Below are 22,227 nucleotides of genomic sequence, written 5' to 3' on the forward strand. Positions count from 1 at the left end.
CAATTCTCATATATTAGAATTCTCATAAGTGATAATTTCGATTCTTAAACGACTATTGGCAAGGTTATGACGCAGACGTTCGACAGCGTGATTATTGGCGCCGGTATTGCCGGTGCATCCCTCGGTTACCGGCTGGCCGGCCAGCACAGCGTGCTGCTGCTGGAACGTGAAGTTCAGCCCGGCTACCACGCCACGGGGCGTTCGGCGGCGATGTTCATGGAGGCCTATGGCACCCCGCAAATCCAGGCATTGACCCGGGCCAGCCGGGCCTTTTACGAGTCGCCTCCTACGGGGTTCTGCGAGCATCGTTTGCTCGAGCCGCGCGGGTGTTTGTACGTTGCCAGTCTTGAGCAACAGGACCAGTTGGCCAACAGCTATGCCCAGAACCTGGCCAATGGCACCGACGTGCACTTGCTCGATGCCGAGGCCGCATTGGCGCTGGTGCCGAGCCTGCGCAGCGAAGTCCTGGCCGGCGCGATTCACGAGCCAGGGGCCATGGACCTGGATGTGCATGCTTTGCACCAAGGCTTTTTACGTGGCTTTCGCCAGGCGGGCGGCACGCTGCGCTGCAATGCCGAGTTGATCGAGGCGTATTTTGCCGATGGCCTCTGGCAGGTAAACCTGGCCGATGGCAGCACGGTTCAGGCGCGTCAGTTGGTCAACGCCGCAGGCGCCTGGGCCGATCAGGTCGCCACACTGTGTGGCGTGCAGCCCGTTGGCCTGCAACCTTGTCGGCGCAGCGCCTTTACCTTCGAAGGGCCGACAGACCAGAAGTTTGCGCAGTGGCCGGCAGTCATCGGGGTGGACGAGAGTTTCTATTTCAAACCCGATGCCGGGCAGTTGCTCGGCTCACCGGCCAATACTGATCCGGTGGCACCTCAGGATGTGGTGCCCGAGGAGCTCGATGTAGCGATCGGCATCTACAACATCGAAGCCCTGACTACCCTGACCATTCGCCGCCCCAGCCACACCTGGGCCGGCCTGCGTTCCTTCGTCGCCGACGGCGATCTGGTGATTGGTCGAGACCCGCACAACCCGGCGTTCTTCTGGCTGGCGGCCCAAGGCGGCTATGGCATCCAGTCGGCGGCGGGGGTCTCGCAGTTGGCCTGCGCCTTGCTGCTCGATCAAGCACTTCCTGCTTCCTTGCATCGCGAAGGTGTTGAGCCACAGCGCTTGTCACCGGCGCGCTTTCGTTAACGTTCCAAAGGACATTGTCATGAGCTCGACTATTCAGCGCATTCCCAGCCACCTGCCGTTTCCGTTCTCCAAAGCGGTCAAGGTCGGTGGTTTTTTGTTTCTTTCCGGCCAAGTGCCTATGAACACCGCAGGTGAAGTGGTACGTGGTGACATCCAGACTCAGACCCAGGCCACTCTTGAGCGTATTGGCGAGACCTTGGCCGAATGCGGCGTAGGTTTTGAACAGGTGGTCAAAGCCACGGTGTGGCTGTCGGACATGGCGCATTTCGCCGGTTTCAACGAGGTCTACAAAACCTTCTTCGTCAACGGCTATCCGGTGCGCTCGACCGTGACTGCCGGGCTTGCGTTGGGCGTGGATGTGGAGATCGAAGTGCAGGCCTGGATCGGTCACGACTGAGGCCCCTGCGCGGTACTGGGTAAAAACAACAAGGCCCTGCCAAGGGCCATAAAAAGCCAGAGGGTTTGAGATGAAAGAACAGCTGAAAATTGCAGGCGCCTTTATCGGCGTTATCGTCGGCGCAGGCTTCGCCTCGGGGCGGGAGTTGATGCTGTTCTTCGTCAACTTTGGCCTCTGGGGGCTGCTCGGCACCCTGGTCAGTGCCGCGTTGTTCACCTTTCTCGGTATGGCCCTGGCGGGGCTGGGCAGCCGTCTGCAAGCCACGTCGCACAAAGATGTGGTGTATGCCATCTGCGGGCGCTACCTGGGCCTGTTCGTCGACTTGTTGATCACCTTCTTCATGTTCGGCGTAACGGTGGTGATGCTCGCCGGTGGCGGCGCGTTGCTCGAACAGCAGTTCGGGATCCCGGCGCTGGCCGGTAGCGTGGTGGTAACCCTGCTGGTGGTGGCGGTGGTGTGCCTGGATGTCAACAAGGTCATCGTGCTGATCGGTGCAGTCACACCGTTCCTGATCCTGGCGGCCATTGCCATCGCCTTGTACGCGGTATTCACCCGTGACCTGAGTTTCGCCGCCCTAGATCAGGTCGCCAGCCAGCAGGAAGCGGGCGCCCGTCACTGGCTGCTGGGCGCCTTTCTGTATGTTTCGTACAACGTGGTTGCTGGCGCGCCGATGTTGGCGATTCTCGGTGGCTCGGCGCGTATGGAGAAAACCGCGATCTGGGGCGGCATCCTCGGTGGCGCCGGGCTGGGTGGCCTGATGCTGATCATGAGCGCCGGTCTGCTCTCTCGCCTGGATACGGTGGCCGACTTGCCGATGCCAATGCTGTCGATTGCCAGTGAAGTATCGCCGGCGCTGGGCGTGATCATGTGCGTGATCATCTTCGGCATGATCGTCAATACCGCAGTGGGCATGCTCTATTCGTTTGTGGCGCGGCTGTTGCCGGCGGGCACCCGGGGTTTTCGCCTGGGTTCGGTGGCGGCGGGGGTGGCGGCGTTTGTCTGCAGCCTGATCGGTTTTATCAGCCTGGTCGGCCAGGTCTATCCATTCTTCGGCTACCTGGGCTTTGTGGTCATGCTGGCGGTGCTGTTCGGCTGGTTGCGACTGGGCAGGATCAAGCGCGCGGTGGTGGCGTAACGCTGAGTGCTTGGCGAGGGCATGTTCTGCCCTCGCCAAGGCTTGCGGTCAGATCTTGAAGCTGTCGACCAGTTGCTTGAGGCGACCGGCCTGTTGCGCCAAGGCATCGCAATGACGCAGGGTGTCATTGAGGTTGGCCACACCTTGCTGGTTGAGGACGTTGATCTGGGTGATGTCCAGATTGAGGCTCTCGACCACGGCGGTCTGTTCTTCGGTGGCGGCGGCCACCGACTGGTTCATGCCGTCGATCTCACCGATCCGCTGGGTAACGCTGCTCAGGCGCTCGCCAGCCTGGTTGGCGACCTGCACACTTTCCTCACTCGACACCTGGCTGGCGTTCATGTTGTGCACCGCCTCGCGTGAGCCGACCTGCAGGGTGGTGATCATTTTGTGGATCTCTTCAGCCGACTCCTGGGTGCGATGCGCCAGGTTGCGAACCTCGTCGGCGACCACTGCAAAGCCACGACCGGCTTCACCGGCACGGGCGGCTTCGATGGCGGCGTTCAGGGCCAGCAGGTTGGTCTGCTGAGAGATGCCTTTGATCACGTCGAGGATCTGCCCGATGTCATCGGTGCTGGCGTTGAGGGTTTCGATCTGCTCGCAGGACTCACTGATTTTCTGCGACAGCGAGGTCATTGCCGAGATGGTTTCTTCCACCACCTGGCGGCCGTCATGGGCCTGCTCGCTGGCGCCACTGGCGTGCTGCGAGGCATCGGCGGCGTTGCGGGCGATTTCCTGGGTAGCGGCCCCCAGCTCGTTGATCGCGGCAGCTACGCTGTTGGTGCGCATGCTTTGCTCTTCGGAGCCGATGATCGAAGCGTTGGACGCGCTCATCACCCGTTCAGACAGGTCATGCACCTGGCGGGTGGCCGAGGACACTTCAGCGATCGAGGCGTGAATACGCTCGACGAATTGGTTGAAGGCAGCGGCCAGTTCACCAAACTCATCCTTGTTTTCCACCACCAGACGGCGGGTCAGGTCGCCTTCGCCCTGGGCGATGTCCTGCATGGCGCGACCCATGGTCGTCAGCGGACGCATCAGCACCGGAATCAGCAGGCCGAGCAAACCGGCAATGGCGGCGACGGCGATAAGCATGGCGATAATCGCCGAGGTGCGGAACTGGCTGAGAGGGGCGTAGGCCTTGTCTTTGTCGATGGACAGGCCGATGTACCACTCAGCCGAGGGCAAGCCACTGACCGGCGCGAACGAGATGATCCGCTCCTGACCTGCCAAGGTCACGTCATGAATCCCCGGGGCGACCTGCAGGCTGCTGCCTGGGTAGATGTCCTTGAGGTTCTTCATGACCTGATCTTTGTTCGGGCTGACGATCACCTGGCCATTGCGATCCACCAGGAAGGCATGGCCGATACCGCCGAAGTCCACGGCATTGATGATGTCGACCAGGGTGGCGAGGCTGAGGTCGCCACCGACTACACCCAGCAGTTCACCGTTGGCCTTGCTCTTGACCGGCATGGCAATGGTCACCACCAGGCCCCCGACAGCGGCCATGTACGGCGGCGTCAGCATGGTCTGGTTGGCGCTGACAGCGGCGCTGTACCACGGGCGCTGGCGCGGGTCGTAGCCGTCCGGCATTTTTGCATCCGGGCGCTGGGTGAACACACCGTTGGCCTGGCCGACGTAGGTGAACTGGAAGTTGTTGGTGAACGAAGGCTGATCGACCAGGCCAGGGAAGTCGGCATTGGCGCCTTGGTGGGCGACGTTCTGCGCAAGGTTTTCCAGAACCAGAATGCGACCGCTCATCCAGTTCTGCACGCTGCTGGCCGTTTGTGCCCCGGCTTGCTTGACCGACGATTCGATGTTCTGGCGAATGGTGTTGCGTTGCAGGTAATCGTTGTAGAGGGTGAACAAAGCAAATGCCAGAACCACGACGCCGCAGGCGCACAGCAGGATCTTGTGGCGAAATTTCAGGTTCATGTTCCGAGACCTTTGTGCCAGTAAGGAGGAGTGCCGAGCGGTGCTTTTGGCCAATGCTCGTACCTATCCAGACGGCTATCGGCCGTGGTCGCGAAATATTGATAGGCAAATTGCCGCAGGGCTTGTCAGGTTCCTAGAGCAACCCCACCAGCTCTTGCGCCGCCTTGTGCAGCGCCTGATTGTGACGCCAGAAGGCATGCACCGGTAGCTGCAGCTCGTTGTGGGTGTTCTTGAAGTCCAGACGCAGCAACCGACCGGCGGCCAGCAGTGGCGCGACCCGCGATAATGGGAAATCACCCCAGCCCAAGCCAGCTTCGACCATGTCCAGGGCCATGCTCAGACTGTCGGTACGCCAGTGCGCCTTGCCAATCAGGGCACGGGTATCGGTGATTGGCAGGTCACGACTGGCCACCAGGATCTGGCGGACATTGGCCAGGTCTTCGAGGTAGGCAATCTGCCGGGGCTGGCGCTGCAGGGCAGGATGGTGGGGGGAAATCGTCGCCACCAGCGATTCCGTACCGATGTTCTGAAAGCGTTGCTGTGGGTCGACCGCCAATCCGGCGAAGGCCAGGCACAGGCTGACGCGGCCGCTGTGCAATAACTGCAGGGCTTCTTCCTGCGGCGCGTTGAGCACCTCGACTTCCAGCAGCGGGTAGCGCTCGCTGATGATCGTGATCGCGGCCAAGAGCGGGCGGTGGTCGATGTCCGGCACCACGCTGATGGCCAAGGTGCTTTCCAATCCCTGCGACAATTCCAGCGCATGCACCTGCAATTGCCCCAGTTGCGCGGCGATCATCCGCGCATGCGGCGCCAGCGCCTGGGCCTGGGCAGTGGGCCGGGTCTCCCGGTGCGAGCGCTCGAACAGCGCGTAGCCAAGCTCCGCCTCAAGGTTGCCGACTGCCATGCTCACGGCCGAAGGCACCCGGCCCAAGGCGCGGGCGGCGGCTGAGAACGAACCCTGGTCGAGCACGGCAAGGAACAGTTCGATGTTGTCGCTGGAAAAGTTCAAATGGCTAATCTCCTGTCAGTAAATCTGATAGCTGCTGACTTTTTCTGTCAAGAAAATTGACGCAATCTTTGCCGTCTCTGCGGCTCCTGCGTGGGCGGCGTTTTTGCTAGTGAATTCGAGGAAGTACGGTGCAAGGTGTTAAACGCAAACTGGTCTACGTGACCGCCTATGAACTGATTGGCCTGTGCATGTCGACACTGGGCCTGGCCTATTTGTCGGACACAGCGCCGAGCAATACCGGCCCCTTGGCGGTGATGATCACCACCATCGCCATGGCCTGGAACTTCATTTACAACACCCTGTTCGAGTACTGGGAAAGCCGTCAGGCCAAACGTGGGCGCAGTATTGCCCGGCGAGTGGCCCATGCTGTTGGTTTTCAGCTGACCCTGGTGGTCTTCTTGATTCCGCTGATAGCCTGGTGGCTGGAAATGAGCCTGGTCGAAGCTTTCCTGGTGGACTTGGCCTTCATCATCCTGATTCCTTGCTACACCTTCATCTACAACGGGTTGTTCGACCGGCTTTTCGGCTTGCCGACGTCGGCCCAGGCTGTTGACGACAGCCGCGTTGCAGCCTGAAACAGCCGCTTTACTGCGCCGGCAGGACGATACGCAGCGAGCCGCTTTGCGGTTGTTCCTGCACCTGGCGGGTGCCGATCAGGCCTTCCTCGATCTCGCCGGACAGGTAATACACCCCGGCCATGGCGCCGGTCTTGCGGTTGTCCATCAGCTCACGCCATTCCTCGTTGAGCGCCACATTGAGGATCACCCGCAACTGCTCGATCATCGCCGGTTGCTCCTGGTTGTGGGTGACGACGCCGTAGCCGGTGGCGACCACTGAAATCAGGGTGCCAGCGACGCGGCCGACGGCGGTGGCCACCGCACTGGCAATGCCCCGTGGCGCCAGCGTCGCACCGAGCTTTTCACTGGCGTCTTGCGCCACCGATGACAGACCGATGTCCGAGCGCTGAGTGCCAGCACGCACGGCGCTGTGCATGCGGCCGATCAGCGCGGCATAGGCCGGTTGTTCGGCCAGCGGTTTGCTATAGAGCAATTGGTAAAGCGAGGCATTGCGTGCCGCCGGTGGCCCGAGATTGATCGCCTTGATCCGCGTCAGGCGCAGATTGAACTGCTCCGGTGGCGCCCGGTAGCGTTGGATAATCTGTTGCAGTTGCTGGCCGAGCAACTGGATATACAGCTCCATGGCGCGGTCGCGAATGCTTTCCGGGTCAATCTCCTTGGCGACCTGATCGAGTACCTGGCGGTGGTACTGCTCCTGCAGGTAAAGCGCCAGACGCTTTTCTGGCGGCTCCTTGCCTTCGCCGCTGTTCATTTTGTACCAGGCCACTTTCATCGTCAGCCATTGCTGGGTCCAGTAGCCGGTGAACCAGGGAATGAAGTCGCTTTCGGTGTATTGTTGCACGCGGTCCTTCCACACGCGCATGGAGCGCCGGGCGTAGTCATTGACCGAGCCGGTGCTGGCGAGAGAAGCGTCAATGATCTCCCGGTCAATCTGTTCCCAGGTGGCAGGGCTCAGTTGCACCGGGGGCGGTTCGGCGGGCTTTTGACGTGAGGCGCAACCACCCAATACGAGCAGCAGCAAGAGCAGGAGAATCAGAGGGCAACGGCGGCTCACAAGCGCTACCCCCTTGAGGCGGGATGCTTGGTGGGTTTGATACCTCGGTGGTTTCAGTATAGGTGGGAGAGGGGGCGGAGACAGTGGAGGCTGAGTCGAGTCGTCGCCCCGTCGCTCCAGACATCTTGCGCGCCCCTTGAGCGAGCGGGCTTGGCCGCCTCTGCCTCAGTCCTGCAGATCCAACTTGGCCTCGATATGGTCCAGGTGCTCGTGCATCAACGCCAGTGCGCACGCGCCGTCACCTTGCTCCAGCGCATCGATGATCGCCGCGTGTTCTTGCCAGGCGCAATGGCTGCAGGGGCGGGCTTCGTACTGGGCGATGATCAAAGAGGTTTGCGGCACCAGGCCATTGAGAAAGCGCGTCAGCGGCGCGTTGTTGGCGATTTCCGCCAGTTTCAGGTGAAACTCACCGCCCAGACGAATGGCCGTGCAGCGTTGACCCTGCTCGTGGTGCTGGCGTTCGCGGGCGACCAATTCGCGCAGCTGGCGAATTTTCGCTGGACGTGAGCGCTGTGCCGCCAGGCTGATCAGGGTGGTTTCGGCCAGGCGCCGGGCGCTGAGGATTTGCCGCGCCTGGTGTGGATCGGGAGCGGCCAGGCGCGCGGTGTGACTCGGGCGCTGGACGATCACGTGCTGGTCGCACAGACGACCAAGGACCCGGCGAATCACTGTACGACTGACGCCAAACGCCTCGCCGAGCGCCTGCTCAGGCAGGGCGCTGCCCGGCGTCAGGCGTTGTTCGAGAATGGCGTCGAACAGGCGCGGGTAGATCTGCTCGGCCGACAGGCGTACTTCGCCGTGGGCCAGCAACGCAGGCAGGGCGGTCACAGGGGCTTGGGCGCTGGCGTTCATCAATGCTCTCCTGGGGTCAGTTGGCCGGATGCTCTTCCGGGATGTTCAGTTCGATACCCATGCGCCGGCCTTCCTGAAGGATGTGGTGGCGCATCTGCGCACTGGCCTGGGCGCTGTTCTTGTTGCGGATGGCGCGAACCACCGCTTCGTTTTCTTCCAGTCGCGCCGCCAGGTGCTCGGGGGAGTTGCGCAATACCGCCGCGCTTTGTTTGAGGGCGTTGCTGGTTTGCTGCACCACACTCTGGAAAATCGGGTTGGCGGTGAGGGTGAACAGCTCTTCGTGGAAGGCGATGTAGGCGTTGACCCCGGCTTCGCTGTCCTCGGCTTCAAGGGCTTCGCGCATGTCCATCAGGGTCAGGCGCAGTTGGCCGATTTCCTTGCTGCTGATCGATTGCGCCACCAGGCCGACGATAAACGGCTCCAGGGTGTAGCGCAGTTGCAGGACGTCTTCCAGGCTGGCCCCGGCCACCCCGGTCTGCGGCTGGGCGCTTTCAGCCAGGTCGGCTTCGAGCACCAGCACACCTTTGCCCGGCATCGAACGCACCAGGCCGAGGGTTTCCAGGACGGTCACCGCTTCACGCAGGCTAGGGCGGCTGATGCCCAGTTGCTCAGCCAGTTCGCGCTGGCCCGGGAGCATGTCGCCGGAACGCCACTGGCCGCGGGCCAGGGCCTGGCGGAGTTTTTCCACCACTGAGTTCACTACGGTCGATGAAGTAATCACTGTTCACTCCATGAGAACACTTGCATGGTTTGCTCCTGTGGCCGGCAGGGTGAGTGCCGGCCGCATTATTCAGAACTCTTGTTGATGGGCATTGGGCATTTTGCGCTGGGCAAAGCCAAAGCCCTGTTTACCGGCCAGCACATTGTTGGCCCGCTCCATGTCGATATCACCTTCCCAGCGGCCGATGGCGACAGTGGCCACGCAGTTGCCGATCAGGTTGGTCAAGGCTCGGCCGATGCCCATGAACCAGTCCACCGCCAGTACCAGTACCAGGCCCACCACCGGAATCGCCGGAATCGCGGTCAGGGTAGCGGCCAGAATCACCAGGGCCGACCCCGGAATGCCATGGGCGCCTTTGGAGGTGATCAGCGACACCAGCAGGATCGTCAGCAAGTCGGTCATTGCCAGTGGGGTGCCGGTGGCATTGGCGATGAAGACAATGGCCAGGGTCAGGTAGATCGAGAATCCGTCGAGGTTAAAGGAGTAGCCGGTCGGGATCACCAGGCCGACAGTGGAATTACCGATACCCAGGTGCTCGAGTTTGCGCATGATCTGCGGCAGCACGGCATCGGAAGACGCAGTTCCCAGAACAATGGTCAGCTCTTCGCGCAGGTACTTGATGAACGGCAGGATGCGCAGGCCCGACAGACGCATCACCGTGCCCAGGATCAGTAGCACGAAACCCATGCAGGTCAGGTAGAACAGCGCCACCAGGCCACCCAGGTGCTGCAGCGATTCCAGGCCATATTTGCTGGTGGTGAAGGCGATGGCACCGAACACGCCCAGCGGCGCCAGGCGCACGATCATGCCCATGATGCGAAAGATCACATGGCTCAATTCATTGATCAGCCGGGAAATGCCCGAAGCTGCTTCGCCAACCAGGTTCAGCGCACTGCCGAACAGTACCGAAAACAGCAGGACCTGAAGGATGTTGTTATCAGCGAAGGCACCGACTACCGAGGTCGGAATCAAGTCCATAAGGAACGCGGCCGTGCCGTGGATGTGCTGGCCACGTTCGGCCAGGTTGCCGGCTTCGGCTGTGGACAGTTGATCAAGATGAATATTGGCGCCGCTGCCAATCCCAGAGGTAAAGGCGAACACCAGGCCAATGACCAAAGCGATGGTGGTCAGGATTTCAAAGTAGATCACCGATTTCAGGCCGATTCGCCCGACCTTCTTCAGGTCGCCGGCACCGGAAATTCCGCTGACCACGACACAGAACACGATTAGCCCGATGAGCATCTTGATCAGTTTGATGAAACCGTCGCCGAGGGGTTTTAGCTGCAGAGAGACTTCGGGGAAGCTGAGGCCGCAGGCGACGCCAAGCACCAGGCCGAGCACTACTTGGAGGAAGATCGAACGCGAGCACCATTTGAGCATGGGAGGGATCTCTGATCGGTGTCCTTGCTTCGATGCCGCTGACGGCGAAAGAGCGGGGGACTTAATTATTGTGGTCTTACCGGTATGTCCAGTGCCGGGCCAGTGTAGGCGCGAATTTTCAAGCTTGGCAAGCGCTTTTCGGCTGAAAGGTGAAGAATTGGTTTTACCGGTCTGACCAGTTGTGAGGCCGCGTGAGGATGACGCCAGGCAGGCAAGGCCTGCCGGCTGGTAAAGGAGGGCTAGCGCTTGGACAGGGCCCGATCAACGGCGGCGATCAGATCGCCCAAGGCGTGGGGCGGGGCGTTATGGATAACGCCGAACAGGTAAGCACGCTGTTCGTCTTCGTCGTCTTGATCGGTGAAAAAGGCTTTCAATTGGATGCCCAGAATCTCGGCAAAGTGCAGCAGGGTGTCCACGCTAGGGGTATAGGTGCCGGTTTCGAAGCGGCTGATGGTCTTGGGGTCAAACCCGGACCGTTCGCCAAGCTCAGCCTGAGTAAGCCCGGCGACCTTGCGGTAGCGCTTGATGGCCGAACCCAAACTTGAATGATTCATCGCTTGATTCCCATTTAGAATCAAGAACTTAACGGTAACCGTGGGAATAGCACAACGCCATAATTCATCACATTTGGTTGCAAAATGTGATGTAATTCACCCCATGAATAGGCTGGACAGATCAAGATCCATCAGGTTTTAGCCGGTTGCCCTGGCTCAAACGCGTGAACACAGCCGTTTTCGGAACCGCAGCAAAGGGAGTTTCAACGTGCGTCTCAACATGCCGGTCACCTCAGTCGAACAGACGTTTGCTGAGGATCAACGGCTTATTTCTGCCACCGACACCGCCAGCAACATCACCTACTGCAACGCTGAATTTGCCGCCATGAGTGGCTTCAGCCAGGCAGAGCTGATCGGTAGCCCGCACAACCTGGTACGGCACCCTGACATGCCCGCTGCGGTTTTCCAGCAGATGTGGCAGTACCTCAAGGCCGGCCAAAGTTGGATGGGGATCGTCAAGAACCGCTGCAAAAACGGCAATTTCTATTGGGTCAGCGCCTACGTCACACCGATACTGGAAAATGGTCGCCTGGTCGGCTACGAGTCGGTGCGGGTCAAACCAAGCCGCGAACAGGTGCGCCGTGCCGAAGCACTCTATGCGCGCTTGCGTGAGGGTAAGCCAGCGGTGGCGGCTGGGCGACGTCTGGCGCTGTTGGCGCAGGTTATGGCGGTGCCGCTGTTGGCAGGCGCAGCCGCGGTCGGCGCGCAGTATCTGCTGCCTGGCTGGCCAGGCCAAAGCCTCACCTTGGGACTGTTCGGCTTGGTCGGCGTGTGGGCGCATCAACGCTTGGGGCGGCAGTTGGCGCGGATTGTCCAGTGCTCAGGTAACACCTTCGCCGACCCGATCGTGGCGCTGACCTTCAGTGATGCGTTGGGCCCGGCCGCGCAGTTGCAACTGATCCTGATCAGTGAAGAGGCACGGCTGAAAACCGCACTGACCCGTCTGAGCGATCTGGCAGTGCAAATGAGCGAAGCGGCCAGCGACTCCAGCGGTTTGTCGCGCACCACCGAAACCGCCTTGCTTGAGCAGCGCGCCGAAACCGACATGACCGCCACCGCCATGACCGAGATGGCCGCCTCGATTGCCGAGGTCGCGCGCCACGTGCAGGAAACCGCTGGTGAAGCGCACACCGCCAACCAACTGGCCGGGCAGGGCAGTGAAGTGGCAGGCACCATGCGTGAGGCGATCCAGTTGCTGGCCAGCACCGTCAGCCAGATCAACCAAGCCGTGACCCACCTGGCTGGCCAGACTCAAGACATCTCCCTGGCCGCTGAAGTGATTCGCAGCATTGCCGATCAAACCAACCTGTTGGCCCTCAATGCCGCCATCGAAGCTGCCCGCGCGGGTGAGCAGGGCCGCGGCTTTGCCGTGGTCGCCGATGAGGTGCGGGCCCTGGCCGGTAAGACCCGGCACTCGACCGTCCAGATCCAGGGCATTATCGAGACCCTGCGTGCCGGCGCCGATGAAGCGGTGAGTATTGCCAGCCTGGGCATTGAAGAGGCTGAGCACGGCGTCGCTCGCGTGCTTGAGGCGCAGCAGGCCTTGCAGGGTATTCGAGGGGCGGTGGAGCGGATCAGTGCTATGAGCCAGCAAATGGCGGCGGCTTCTGAAGAGCAGTCGTCGGTTGCCGAGGAGGTCTGCGCGCAGATCACCCGGGTGGCCGGTACGGTGCAGCACACCGCGCACAATGCCAATGCCGCCGCCAGTCGCGGCGCAGAGCTTGAACAAATTTCTTTGGGCCTGCGTGCCCTGGTCGAGCGCTTCAATCGCTGACCCTCGGGTACGAGAGCTTTCATGGACGATAATTACCGCACGGCCGTTGATGCGGCCGCGATTTTTTCCGAAACCGACCTCAGTGGCCGGATTACTTACGTTAACGAGCAGTTCTGCAGCATCTCCGGTTACCGGCGTGACGAATTGCTCGGGGCTAATCACCGCATTCTCAATTCCGGTCTACACGATCCGGCCTTTTTTGACGGCATGTGGCGTGCCTTGGTGGCCGGCAAAGTGTGGAAGGGCGAGATCTGCAACCGCACCAAGGACGGCTCGTTGTATTGGGTCGACAGCACCATGGTACCGCTGATCGATCCGGCCAGTGGCCGGGTGCGCAAGTATGTCTCGATTCGCTTCGACGTGACCGAGAAACGCCAGCTCCTGCATACCCTGCAGTGGCGGGTGGGGCATGATGTGCTGACTGGGTTGCCCAACCGTGCCTACCTTTCCGATCTGCTTAATCAGGCGTTGGAATTTTCCCGCCGCGAAGACATCGCGCTGGCGGTGTGCATGCTCGACCTCGACGGTTTCAAGGCGGTCAATGACGGCTACGGCCATGCCAGCGGTGACTTGTTGCTGGTGGAAGTGGCCAATCGTTTGAAGGGGATTTTGCGCGGCGGCGATGCCGTGGCACGACTTTCCGGCGATGAGTTCGTGCTGATCTTGCGTCATGTGCAGCAACCCAAGGAGCTGCAGGCAGCGCTGCAGCGTGTGCTCAAAGCGATCGCCGCGCCGTATTCGATTCGTGATCGTGAGGTCAGTGTCAGCGCCAGTATCGGCGTAACCCTGTTCCCCCTCGACAACGAAGATGCTGACACTCTTGTGCGTCATGCCGATCAGGCGCTTTACGTGGCCAAGCAGAGTGGCCGCAACCGCTACCATCTGTTCGACGTGTCGCTGGACCGTGAGGTCAAGGCGACCCACCAGACCGTGGCCCGCGTGCGTCAGGCCCTGATCAAGGGCGAGCTGTGCCTGCACTACCAGCCCAAGGTCAACATGCGCAGTGGTCAGGTGCTCGGTTTCGAGGCCCTGTTGCGTTGGCAGCACCCGCTCAAGGGCTTGGTGGCGCCGGCCGATTTCCTGCCACTGGTGGAAAAGACCGACCTGATTGTCGACATCGGCGAGTGGGTGATCGCCCAGGCCATGGCGCAGATGCAGCGCTGGCAGCAGACCGGCCATGTTTGGCCGGTGAGCGTCAACATCGCCGCCCGCCACGTTCAGCGCAGCGACTTTGTCGAACGTCTCAAGCGTTTGTTGGCGCGCCATCCGGCGGTGGCACCGCAGATGCTCGATCTGGAGATTGTCGAGTCAGTGGCGATCGAAAATATCCAGCGCGTCAGCCAATGCCTGGAAGACTGCCAGCAATTGGGCGTGCTGTTTTCACTGGATGATTTTGGCACTGGCTACTCGTCGCTGAGCTACCTCAAGCGCTTGCCGACCCGCACCATCAAGATCGACAAGTCGTTCGTGCGTGACATCCTCCATGACCATGACGACCTGGCCCTGACCCGCGCGGTGATCGGCCTGGCCCGGGCATTTGGCCGCCAGGTAATCGCCGAGGGCCTGGAGAGCGTTGAACACGGTCAGTTGCTGATGGGCCTGGGCTGTGATGTTGCCCAGGGCTATGGCATCGCCCGCCCGATGCCGGCCGAGGACGTCGCCGATTGGGTCGCCAATTACGCGCAGCCGCCGCAATGGCAGGCCCTGGCAGGGCATTGAAGGCGTTCTTTACGCATTCTTTATGGCTTAGTCAGGCTCCGCGTCTCGCACCTTTACAGGGGCTCTCGGGACAATAACCGTCAGCGGCGAAGTGCCGTAAGGACGGAGAGTTTCGATGAGCATTCTGGACGGCGTGTCACTGCTGTTGGCAGTGGCGTTGATGATCTACCTGATGGTCGCGCTGCTGCGCGCTGACCGGGGTTAGGAGCGACCATGCACAGTTACGATTATGCGTTGCTGCTGGCGTTCTTTGCGCTGGTGCTGGTCCCGGCACCTTGGCTCGGGCGTTTTTACTACAAGGTGATGGAGGGCCAGCGCACCTGGCTGTTGCCGGTTCTGCGGCCGGTGGAACAGGGTTGCTACCGCCTGGCCGGGGTGCGCACCGACACGGAACACAACTGGAAACAGTACACCCTGGCCTTGCTCGCCTTCAACCTGACGGGTTTCGTCTTGGTCTTTGCGGTGCTGTTGTTGCAGGGTTATCTGCCGCTCAACCCACAGCACTTGCCGGGCCAGGAGTGGTCGCTGGCGTTCAACACGGCGGTGAGTTTCGTCACCAACACCAACTGGCAGGGCTATAGCGGTGAAGCCTCGGTCAGCTACCTCAGTCAGATGATCGGCCTGACCGTGCAGAACTTTGTCAGTGCCGCCACCGGCCTGGCCGTGCTGGTTGCCCTGTGTCGCGGCATTGCCCGGCGCTCGGCGCAGACCTTGGGAAATTTCTGGGTCGACATGACCCGCGCCACCCTCTATGGCTTGCTGCCGCTGTGCCTGTTGCTGGCCTTGTTTCTGGTCTGGCAGGGCGTGCCGCAGACCTTCGGCCACTATGTCCAGGCCCTGACCCTGCAAGGTGCTGATCAGACGATCCCGCTGGGCCCGGCGGCCAGTCAGATCGCGATCAAGCAACTGGGTACCAACGGTGGCGGATTTTTCGGCGTTAACTCGGCGCACCCGTTCGAAAACCCGACGGCCTGGAGCAACCTGTTTGAAATGGCTTCGATCATTCTGATCCCGGCGGCGCTGGTGTTCACCTTCGGTCACTACGTCAAAGACCTGCGCCAGAGCCGGGCGATCATCGCCTGCATGCTGACGTTGTTCCTGATTGGCGGCGGCACGGCGCTGTGGTCCGAGTACCAGGCCAACCCGAGCCTGAGCAACCCACACGTGGAGCAGACGGCACCGCTCGAAGGTAAAGAAAACCGCTTCGGCACCACTGCCAGTGTGCTGTGGACCGTGACCACCACCGCAGCTTCCAACGGCTCGGTGAACAACATGCACGACAGCCTCAATCCCATCAGCGGCATGGTCGCACTGGTCAACATGATGGTTGGCGAGGTGATCTTCGGCGGCGTCGGTGCCGGGCTCTACGGCATGTTGCTCAACGTCTTGATCGCAGTGTTCCTGGCCGGCTTGATGATTGGGCGCACGCCAGAATACCTCGGCAAGAAACTCCAGGCCCGCGAGGTGCAACTGCTGGTCGCGACCCTGCTGGTGATGCCGGTCGGCGTGCTGGTGCTCGGTGCGCTGGCGGCGAGCCTGCCTGGCCCGGCGGCGGCAGTCACCAACCCCGGCGCCCATGGCTTCAGCCAGCTGCTCTACGCCTATACCTCGGCCAGTGCCAACAACGGTTCGGCCTTTGCCGGCTTCGGGGCCAACACGCCCTTTCACAACGTGATGCTGGGGCTGGGCATGCTGATCGGTCGCTTCGGCTACATCCTGCCCGTACTGGCCTTGGCCGGCAGCCTGGCGATGAAGAAAGCTGCACCTGTGAGCGAAAACAGTTTCCCCACCCATGGTCCGTTGTTCGCCACCTTACTGGTTGTCACCATCCTGTTGATCGGTGGCCTGACCTTCTTGCCGGCCCTGGCCTTGGGCCCGATCACTGAACACCTGAGCCTGGGTTTCTGAGGAGCGAATCATGAATATGCCGATTCCTGAAGTGAAAGCGGCCCAGGCCCCAGCGGCACGGACCCGTTTCGCTGCGTTGTGGCGCCCGGCCCTGGTGCAGGCGTTCGTCAAACTCGATCCGCGCCAGCTCAAACGCTCACCGGTGATGCTGGTGGTCGAGCTGACGGCGATTTTCACCACCTTGCTGTGCCTGCTGCCGGATGCCGAAGTGCCGACCTCGGTGGCGGTGCAGATTGCGCTGTGGCTGTGGTTTACCGTGTTGTTCGCCAACTTCGCCGAAGCCCTGGCCGAAGGCCGCGGCAAAGCCCGTGCTGACAGCCTGAAAGCGGGTAGCCAAGGCTTGAGTGCGCGGCGTCGCACGGCCTCGGGCAGTTTCGAGGAGGTCGCCGCCACCCGCCTGCGCAAAGACGATGTGGTCAAGGTAGTGGCCGGTGAAATGATTCCCGGTGACGGCGAAGTGATTGAAGGTATCGCCGCTGTGAACGAAGCGGCAATCACCGGTGAGTCCGCACCGGTGATTCGTGAATCCGGAGGCGATCGATCCGCAGTTACCGGCAATACCCGGCTGGTTTCTGACTGGTTGCTGATCCGCATCACCAGCAACCCCGGCGAGTCGACCCTGGACCGCATGATCGCCTTGGTCGAAGGCGCCAAGCGTCAGAAGACGCCCAACGAGATCGCTCTGGATATTTTGCTGATTGGCCTGAGCATGATCTTTCTGGTGGTCGTGGTTACCTTGCAGCCGTTCGCCCATTTTGCCGGTGGCAGCCTGCCGCTGGTGTTCCTGGTGGCGCTGCTGGTTACCCTGATCCCGACCACCATCGGTGGGCTGCTGTCCGCCATCGGTATCGCCGGTATGGATCGGTTGGTGCGCCTGAACGTGATTGCCCGTTCCGGACGTGCTGTGGAAGCCGCTGGTGACGTGCATGTATTGATGCTCGACAAGACCGGCACCATCACCTTTGGCAATCGTCGTTGCAGCGCCTTGCATGCAGCACCGGGTGTGAGCAGCAAGGAACTGGGCGAGGGCGCCTTGCTCGCTTCGCTGGCGGACGACACGGCCGAGGGCAAGTCGATTGTCGAATACCTGCGCCAGTCGCACGTCTTCAGCGAACCCGGCAGTGATCAACTCACGCCAGTAGCCTTCAGTGCCGAGACCCGCTTGTCCGGGGTGGATTTTCAGCAGCGCCGCTTTCGCAAAGGCGCGGTCGATTCCGTGCTGGCCTTTGTGGGTATGCAGCGTCTGGACATGCCTGCGGCCCTGGCCCGCGAAGTGGACAAGATCGCCCAGAGTGGCGGCACGCCCTTGCTGGTGTGTGTCGATAAGCGCCTGCTCGGCGCGATTCACCTCAAGGATGTGGTCAAACCAGGGATTCGCGAGCGCTTTGCCGAACTGCGCAAGCTGGGTATCCGCACGGTGATGGTCACCGGTGACAACCCACTGACCGCGGCGGCGATTGCCGCCGAAGCCGGGGTCGATGACGTGCTTGCCGAAGCCACGCCGGAGAAAAAACTGGCGCGTATTCGCCAGGAGCAAAATGACGGGCGCCTGGTTGCCATGTGCGGCGACGGGGCCAACGACGCGCCAGCGCTGGCCCAGGCCGATGTCGGCATGGCCATGAACGATGGCACCCAGGCCGCTCGCGAAGCCGCCAATATGGTCGATCTGGACAGTGACCCGACCAAACTGCTGGATGTGGTTCAGGTCGGCAAGGAGCTGCTGGTGACGCGCGGTGCCTTGACCACCTTCTCGATTGCCAACGACGTGGCCAAGTACTTCGCCATCCTGCCGGCGCTGTTCGCAGCGATCTACCCGCAATTGGGTGTGCTCAACCTCATGCACCTGAGCAGCCCGCAGAGTGCGATTGTCTCGGCCATTGTCTTTAACGCGCTGATCATTGTTGTGCTGATACCCCTGGCTTTGCGTGGGGTGCGGGTACAGGCGGCAAGCGCCGCGCACCTGTTGCGACGCAACTTGCTGATCTATGGGCTGGGCGGGCTGATCGTCCCCTTTGCCGGGATCAAGCTGATCGACATGCTGCTCACTGCTTTGCACCTGGTCTGAGACCAAGGAGATGACCATGACCACTTATCTACGTCCGGCCGTGAGCCTGATTCTGCTGATGACCCTGATCACTGGCGCGGTGTACCCGTTGGTAGTCACCGGGGTGGCCCAGCTGGCTTTTCCCGCGCAGGCCAACGGCAGCCTGCTGCGCGATGAGCAAGGAAAGGTGCGCGGTTCATTGCTGATTGCCCAGGCTTTCAAGGGCGATGCCTGGTTCCATTCGCGACCCTCGGCGGCAGATTATGCCACCGTCGCCAGCGGTGCCAGTAACCTGGCAGCGAGCAACCCGGCGCTGGCCCAGCGCATCAATGACAGCGCCACTCAGCAGTACATCGAGGCGCAAGGCGCAGTACCGCTGGACCTGCTGACCACCTCCGGCAGCGGCCTGGACCCGCATTTGTCTCCTGCCGCGGTGGCTTATCAGCTGGCACGGGTAGCCGCGGCGCGGCACGTCAGCACAGAGGCCTTGCAAGGCCTGGTCGAGCAGTCCACCCTGCAGCCATTGATCGGTCCGCCGGTGGTCAATGTACTGACGTTGAACGCAGCCCTCGAACGGCTCGCCCCGGTTTCGAAATAAGGAACAGCAGTGAGCGATAGCAATTCCGAACGCGCTGATGCGTTGTTGGCCGGGCTGCCGCGCGAAGGGCGCGGCAGGCTCAAAGTGTTCCTCGGTGCAGCGCCAGGCGTGGGCAAGACCTACGCCATGCTCCAGGCCGCTCATGCCCAGCTGCGCCAAGGTGTGCAGGTGCTGGCGGCGGTGGTGGAGACCCATGGCCGGGCCGAAACTGAAGCCTTGCTTGCCGGTCTGACGCAACAACCTCCGGTGCGCTCCGAGTACCGTGGCGTGCAGTTGGAGGAAATGGACCTCGATGGCCTGCTCAAGGCCGCACCGCAATTGGCGCTGGTCGACGAGTTGGCCCACAGCAACGCCCCCGGCAGTCGCCACACCAAGCGCTGGCAGGATGTGCAGGAGCTGTTGGCCGCCGGTATCGACGTCTACACCACAGTCAACGTCCAGCACCTGGAAAGCCTCAATGATCAGGTGCGCGGTATTACCGGCGTGCAGGTGCGCGAAACCCTTCCGGACTGGGTGCTGCAGGAAGCCTTCGAGCTGGTGCTGATTGACCTGCCACCGCGTGAGCTGCTCGAGCGCCTGCGCGAAGGCAAGGTGTATGTGCCCGAGCAGGCGCGCGCAGCAATCGATGCCTTTTTCAGCCAGACCAACCTCACAGCACTGCGTGAGCTGGCGATGCAGACGGCGGCGGCCCAGGTCGATGCTGACCTGGCGCATGGTTATCGTCAGCTTGGGCAGGACGCACCGTCCTTGCGTGGCCGTTTGCTGGTCGGTGTCGATGGCGATGCTCAGGCCGAACGTTTGGTGCGTCATGCCAGCCGGGTAGCCCAGCGTCGGCACCTGCCGTGGAGCCTGGTGCATGTCGACAACGGCAGGCTGCGCGATGAAACCGCCCGCCAGCGTTTGCAGGCGGCCCAGCAATTGGCTGAACGCCTGGGTGGCGAAGTGGTTTTATTGCGTGCAGGGGAAGTGGCCAAGACCCTGATCCAGCATGCTCTGGAACGGCGCGCTAACCTGGTGTTGGTTGGCCAGTCGCGCAATCGTCTGCGCCGACGGTTGTTCGGTGCCGGGGTGGCCACGCGCCTGTTGCGTGAGGCCCATGGCCTGGAAATCAATGTGCTTGACCGTGACGACCGGCCTGAACCCCCGAGTGCGGCGGCGAAAAAGGTCTGGGTCTGGCGTCACTACCTGCTGGCGCTGGTCGCCACCTTGCTGGCTACCGGGATTGCCTGGGGGGTTTCTGCGGTCCTGGCGCTGCCGAATATCTCGTTGGTGTTTCTTGCCGCCGTGTTGCTGGTGGCGGTACGTAGTAGTCTGGGGCCTGCGCTGGCCTGCGCGGTGATGTCGTTCCTGACCTATGATTTTCTGTTTATCCCGCCGAACTTCTCCTTCAGCATCCAGCGAGAAGAAGATGTACTGACCTCGCTGTTCTTTCTGCTGATGGCGGCGCTTACCGGCAACCTGGCTGCACGTCAGCGCCGCCAGTTGCAGGCGTTGCGCGAAACCCAGGAACAGACCAACCAGTTGCTCGATCTGTCGCGCAAGCTGACCGCCGCCACCGACCGCCAGGCGGTGTTCAATGCCGCTGGGCAACACCTTGATGGCTGGAATGATGTGCAGGTGTGCTTGCTGGAACGTGACGTCGAAGCGCGTCTGCAGGTTGTCAGTGGTGGCAATGTGCAGTTTAGCGACAACGAACGCGCGGCCGCCGATTGGGCCTGGCAGCACGATCAGGCGGCGGGTTTAGGCAGCGATACCTTGCCCAATGGACGTTGGTGGTGGTGGCCGTTGTCGGTGGAAGAGCAGCCCTTGGCGTTGCTTGGTGTGCGTCCACGCCAGGGCCAGAGTCTCACACCGCAGCATCGGCGTCTGCTTAAAGCCTTGAGCCAGCCCTTGGCCCAGGCGTTGGCCCGGGCGCGTTTGGCTGAACAGTTGGAAGCGGCGCGTTTACACGGCGAAACCGAGCAGTTGCGCAGCGCCTTGCTGGCTTCGGTATCCCACGACCTGCGCACGCCGTTGACCGCCATGCGCGGCAGCATCGACAGCCTGTTGGCCCTGGGTGAGGCCATTCCGCCAGCAGACCGCCAGGAGTTGCTCGAAGGCACGCGCAATGAAGCCGAGCGGCTGGACCGTTACATTCAGAATCTGCTGGACATGACCCGCCTCGGCCATGGCGGCCTGAAGCTGGCCCGTGACTGGGTGGCGCCCACCGACATCGTCGGCAGTGCGCTCAACCGCCTGCGCGTGGTCTTAGCGCCATTGCAGGTGAGCACCGAGGTGCCGGACGGTTTGCCGCTGCTGTTTGTGCATGCTGCCTTGATCGAGCAGGCGCTGGTCAATGTACTGGAGAACGCCGCGCGCTTTTCCCCAGCCAATGGGCGCCTGCAACTGCACGTAGTAGTTGCGGACGAACAATTGCGTTTCGCGGTTAGCGACGAAGGCCCGGGTATTCCTCCGGCTGATCGCGAGAAGATTTTTGACATGTTCTACACCGCCGCCCGTGGCGACCGGGGCGGGCAGGGCACAGGTCTTGGGCTGGCGATCTGTCAGGGCATGATCGGCGCCCACGGTGGGCATATCCTGGTCGGTGAGGGTATCGATGGTCACGGCACGTGCATCACATTATGCTTGCCACTGCCGACTCAACCTGAGCCTGAAAGCGAAGCAGCATGAGCCAGATCGCCACCCTGCTGGTCATCGATGACGAACCACAGATCCGCAAGTTTCTGCGCATCAGCCTCAGCTCCCAGGGGTACAAGGTGCTGGAGGCGGCTACCGGCGCCGAAGGCTTGACCCAGGCCGCATTGGCCCGGCCTGATCTGGTGGTGCTGGACCTGGGCCTGCCGGACATGGACGGCCAGCAGGTACTGCGCGAGTTGCGCGAATGGAGCCCGGTGCCGGTCTTGGTGTTGTCGGTGCGGGCCAGCGAAATCCAGAAGGTCGAAGCGCTGGACAACGGTGCCAACGACTATGTGACCAAGCCGTTCGGCATTCAGGAGTTTCTCGCCCGGGTGCGGGCGCTGCTGCGCCAGGCGCCACAGGCGACGGCTGCCGATGTGGCACCGAGTTTCGGCCCGTTGACGGTTGACCTGGCCTTTCGCAAGGTGACCCTTGACGGTGTCGAGATTGCGTTGACTCGCAAGGAGTATGCGCTACTGGCACAGTTGGCCACGCATCCAGGGCGGGTGATCACTCAGCAGCAACTGCTCAAAGACATCTGGGGGCCTACCCATGTCGATGACAGCCATTACCTGCGCATTGTTGTCGCCCACGTGCGGCAGAAACTGGGGGATGACCCGACAGCGCCGCGCTTCATCATCACCGAGCCCGGAGTAGGCTATCGCCTGGTGGGGCCGGAACAGAGCTAAGCTGTGC

General features: G+C 61.7%; 19 protein-coding genes and 2 pseudogenes. 13 read left to right on the forward strand and 8 right to left on the reverse strand.

The genetic code is table 11. The features are described from left to right. The first annotated feature begins 66 nt into the window (after nucleotides 1-66). The 3 genes from ACQRAX_RS10155 (at nucleotide 67) to ACQRAX_RS10165 (ending at nucleotide 2,729) form a co-directional block, all read left to right on the forward strand. On the forward strand, nucleotides 67-1,197 hold the full coding sequence (locus ACQRAX_RS10155) for an NAD(P)/FAD-dependent oxidoreductase (protein ID WP_412037300.1): 1,131 nt from the start codon (nucleotides 67-69) through the stop codon (nucleotides 1,195-1,197). Between the two features lie 19 nt (nucleotides 1,198-1,216). Next, nucleotides 1,217-1,594 carry a RidA family protein gene (locus tag ACQRAX_RS10160; protein WP_412037301.1) on the forward strand — a complete coding sequence of 126 codons (378 nt, stop codon included), beginning with the start codon at nucleotides 1,217-1,219 and terminating at the stop codon, nucleotides 1,592-1,594. A gap of 70 nt (nucleotides 1,595-1,664) precedes the next feature. Further along, nucleotides 1,665-2,729 carry a YkvI family membrane protein gene (locus ACQRAX_RS10165; RefSeq protein ID WP_412037302.1) on the forward strand — a complete coding sequence of 355 codons (1,065 nt, stop codon included), beginning with the start codon at nucleotides 1,665-1,667 and terminating at the stop codon, nucleotides 2,727-2,729. 48 nt (nucleotides 2,730-2,777) lie between these two features. On the opposite strand, the gene ACQRAX_RS10170 is transcribed toward ACQRAX_RS10165, so the two are convergent. The 3 genes and pseudogenes from ACQRAX_RS10170 to ACQRAX_RS10180 all read right to left on the reverse strand — a co-directional run bounded on the left by ACQRAX_RS10170 (nucleotide 2,778) and on the right by ACQRAX_RS10180 (nucleotide 5,673). Continuing rightward, nucleotides 2,778-3,563: a methyl-accepting chemotaxis protein gene (locus ACQRAX_RS10170; protein ID WP_412037804.1), complete on the reverse strand. Its 786-nt coding sequence runs from the start codon at nucleotides 3,561-3,563 to the stop codon at nucleotides 2,778-2,780. A gap of 69 nt (nucleotides 3,564-3,632) precedes the next feature. Next, nucleotides 3,633-4,664, reverse strand: a pseudogene (locus ACQRAX_RS10175) (HAMP domain-containing protein); the annotation flags it as partial. 133 nt (nucleotides 4,665-4,797) lie between these two features. Beyond that, a complete protein-coding gene (locus ACQRAX_RS10180; RefSeq protein ID WP_412037303.1) occupies nucleotides 4,798-5,673 on the reverse strand; it encodes a LysR family transcriptional regulator in 876 nt (291 codons plus the stop codon). Nucleotides 5,674-5,801: 128 nt separating this feature from the next. Between ACQRAX_RS10180 and ACQRAX_RS10185 the strand changes: the two genes are divergently transcribed. Continuing rightward, nucleotides 5,802-6,248 carry a PACE efflux transporter gene (locus ACQRAX_RS10185; RefSeq protein ID WP_412037304.1) on the forward strand — a complete coding sequence of 149 codons (447 nt, stop codon included), beginning with the start codon at nucleotides 5,802-5,804 and terminating at the stop codon, nucleotides 6,246-6,248. Nucleotides 6,249-6,258: 10 nt separating this feature from the next. On the opposite strand, the gene ACQRAX_RS10190 is transcribed toward ACQRAX_RS10185, so the two are convergent. The 5 genes from ACQRAX_RS10190 to ACQRAX_RS10210 all read right to left on the reverse strand — a co-directional run bounded on the left by ACQRAX_RS10190 (nucleotide 6,259) and on the right by ACQRAX_RS10210 (nucleotide 10,812). After that, complete coding sequence (locus ACQRAX_RS10190) at nucleotides 6,259-7,305, reverse strand: hypothetical protein (protein WP_412037305.1); 1,047 nt, start codon at nucleotides 7,303-7,305, stop codon at nucleotides 6,259-6,261. A 165-nt stretch (nucleotides 7,306-7,470) separates the two neighbouring features. Then, the gene (locus tag ACQRAX_RS10195; RefSeq protein WP_412037306.1) at nucleotides 7,471-8,157 is read right to left on the reverse strand and encodes a GntR family transcriptional regulator; all 687 of its coding nucleotides are present in this window, start codon (nucleotides 8,155-8,157) and stop codon (nucleotides 7,471-7,473) included. Between the two features lie 16 nt (nucleotides 8,158-8,173). Then, complete coding sequence (locus tag ACQRAX_RS10200) at nucleotides 8,174-8,878, reverse strand: FadR/GntR family transcriptional regulator (protein ID WP_412037307.1); 705 nt, start codon at nucleotides 8,876-8,878, stop codon at nucleotides 8,174-8,176. A gap of 69 nt (nucleotides 8,879-8,947) precedes the next feature. Continuing rightward, complete coding sequence (locus ACQRAX_RS10205) at nucleotides 8,948-10,258, reverse strand: C4-dicarboxylate transporter DctA (protein ID WP_045189830.1); 1,311 nt, start codon at nucleotides 10,256-10,258, stop codon at nucleotides 8,948-8,950. Nucleotides 10,259-10,497: 239 nt separating this feature from the next. Further along, the gene (locus tag ACQRAX_RS10210) at nucleotides 10,498-10,812 is read right to left on the reverse strand and encodes a helix-turn-helix domain-containing protein (protein ID WP_412037308.1); all 315 of its coding nucleotides are present in this window, start codon (nucleotides 10,810-10,812) and stop codon (nucleotides 10,498-10,500) included. Between the two features lie 220 nt (nucleotides 10,813-11,032). Here ACQRAX_RS10210 and ACQRAX_RS10215 point away from each other — a divergent pair. The 9 genes and pseudogenes from ACQRAX_RS10215 to ACQRAX_RS10255 all read left to right on the forward strand — a co-directional run. Further along, nucleotides 11,033-11,302, forward strand: a pseudogene (locus ACQRAX_RS10215) (PAS domain-containing protein); the annotation flags it as partial. Nucleotides 11,303-11,476: 174 nt separating this feature from the next. Beyond that, nucleotides 11,477-12,586: a methyl-accepting chemotaxis protein gene (locus tag ACQRAX_RS10220; protein ID WP_412037805.1), complete on the forward strand. Its 1,110-nt coding sequence runs from the start codon at nucleotides 11,477-11,479 to the stop codon at nucleotides 12,584-12,586. Nucleotides 12,587-12,607: 21 nt separating this feature from the next. Next, a complete protein-coding gene (locus ACQRAX_RS10225; RefSeq protein ID WP_412037309.1) occupies nucleotides 12,608-14,305 on the forward strand; it encodes a putative bifunctional diguanylate cyclase/phosphodiesterase in 1,698 nt (565 codons plus the stop codon). 115 nt (nucleotides 14,306-14,420) lie between these two features. Next, a complete protein-coding gene (gene kdpF / locus ACQRAX_RS10230) occupies nucleotides 14,421-14,510 on the forward strand; it encodes a K(+)-transporting ATPase subunit F (protein WP_105642480.1) in 90 nt (29 codons plus the stop codon). Nucleotides 14,511-14,518: 8 nt separating this feature from the next. Continuing rightward, nucleotides 14,519-16,213, forward strand: coding sequence for a potassium-transporting ATPase subunit KdpA (gene kdpA, locus ACQRAX_RS10235; protein ID WP_412037310.1), 1,695 nt, complete (start codon nucleotides 14,519-14,521; stop codon nucleotides 16,211-16,213). Nucleotides 16,214-16,223: 10 nt separating this feature from the next. Further along, a complete protein-coding gene (gene kdpB / locus ACQRAX_RS10240; protein ID WP_412037311.1) occupies nucleotides 16,224-18,278 on the forward strand; it encodes a potassium-transporting ATPase subunit KdpB in 2,055 nt (684 codons plus the stop codon). A 16-nt stretch (nucleotides 18,279-18,294) separates the two neighbouring features. Continuing rightward, the gene (gene kdpC / locus ACQRAX_RS10245) at nucleotides 18,295-18,855 is read left to right on the forward strand and encodes a potassium-transporting ATPase subunit KdpC (RefSeq protein ID WP_412037312.1); all 561 of its coding nucleotides are present in this window, start codon (nucleotides 18,295-18,297) and stop codon (nucleotides 18,853-18,855) included. A gap of 9 nt (nucleotides 18,856-18,864) precedes the next feature. Continuing rightward, on the forward strand, nucleotides 18,865-21,525 hold the full coding sequence (locus tag ACQRAX_RS10250) for a DUF4118 domain-containing protein (protein ID WP_412037313.1): 2,661 nt from the start codon (nucleotides 18,865-18,867) through the stop codon (nucleotides 21,523-21,525). Continuing rightward, on the forward strand, nucleotides 21,522-22,220 hold the full coding sequence (locus ACQRAX_RS10255; RefSeq protein WP_412037314.1) for a response regulator: 699 nt from the start codon (nucleotides 21,522-21,524) through the stop codon (nucleotides 22,218-22,220). Before ACQRAX_RS10250 ends, ACQRAX_RS10255 begins: the two co-directional genes overlap by 4 nt. The last annotated feature ends 7 nt before the right edge of the window (nucleotides 22,221-22,227 follow it).

This window comes from Pseudomonas sp. UM16 (assembly GCF_050312595.1).
Lineage (GTDB): Bacteria > Pseudomonadota > Gammaproteobacteria > Pseudomonadales > Pseudomonadaceae > Aquipseudomonas.

Bases quoted from the DNA above. Each gene is read 5' to 3' on its own strand.
- ACQRAX_RS10155 (WP_412037300.1), top strand. From the start codon at position 67: ATGACGCAGACGTTCGACAGCGTGATTATTGGCGCCGGTATTGCCGGT.
- ACQRAX_RS10160 (WP_412037301.1), top strand. From the start codon at position 1,217: ATGAGCTCGACTATTCAGCGCATTCCCAGCCACCTGCCGTTTCCGTTC.
- ACQRAX_RS10165 (WP_412037302.1), top strand. From the start codon at position 1,665: ATGAAAGAACAGCTGAAAATTGCAGGCGCCTTTATCGGCGTTATCGTC.
- ACQRAX_RS10170 (WP_412037804.1), bottom strand. From the start codon at position 3,563: ATGAGCGCGTCCAACGCTTCGATCATCGGCTCCGAAGAGCAAAGCATG.
- ACQRAX_RS10195 (WP_412037306.1), bottom strand. From the start codon at position 8,157: ATGAACGCCAGCGCCCAAGCCCCTGTGACCGCCCTGCCTGCGTTGCTG.
- ACQRAX_RS10205 (WP_045189830.1), bottom strand. From the start codon at position 10,258: ATGCTCAAATGGTGCTCGCGTTCGATCTTCCTCCAAGTAGTGCTCGGC.
- ACQRAX_RS10210 (WP_412037308.1), bottom strand. From the start codon at position 10,812: ATGAATCATTCAAGTTTGGGTTCGGCCATCAAGCGCTACCGCAAGGTC.
- ACQRAX_RS10220 (WP_412037805.1), top strand. From the start codon at position 11,477: ATGGCGGTGCCGCTGTTGGCAGGCGCAGCCGCGGTCGGCGCGCAGTAT.
- ACQRAX_RS10225 (WP_412037309.1), top strand. From the start codon at position 12,608: ATGGACGATAATTACCGCACGGCCGTTGATGCGGCCGCGATTTTTTCC.
- kdpF (WP_105642480.1), top strand. From the start codon at position 14,421: ATGAGCATTCTGGACGGCGTGTCACTGCTGTTGGCAGTGGCGTTGATG.
- kdpA (WP_412037310.1), top strand. From the start codon at position 14,519: ATGCACAGTTACGATTATGCGTTGCTGCTGGCGTTCTTTGCGCTGGTG.
- kdpB (WP_412037311.1), top strand. From the start codon at position 16,224: ATGAATATGCCGATTCCTGAAGTGAAAGCGGCCCAGGCCCCAGCGGCA.
- kdpC (WP_412037312.1), top strand. From the start codon at position 18,295: ATGACCACTTATCTACGTCCGGCCGTGAGCCTGATTCTGCTGATGACC.
- ACQRAX_RS10255 (WP_412037314.1), top strand. From the start codon at position 21,522: ATGAGCCAGATCGCCACCCTGCTGGTCATCGATGACGAACCACAGATC.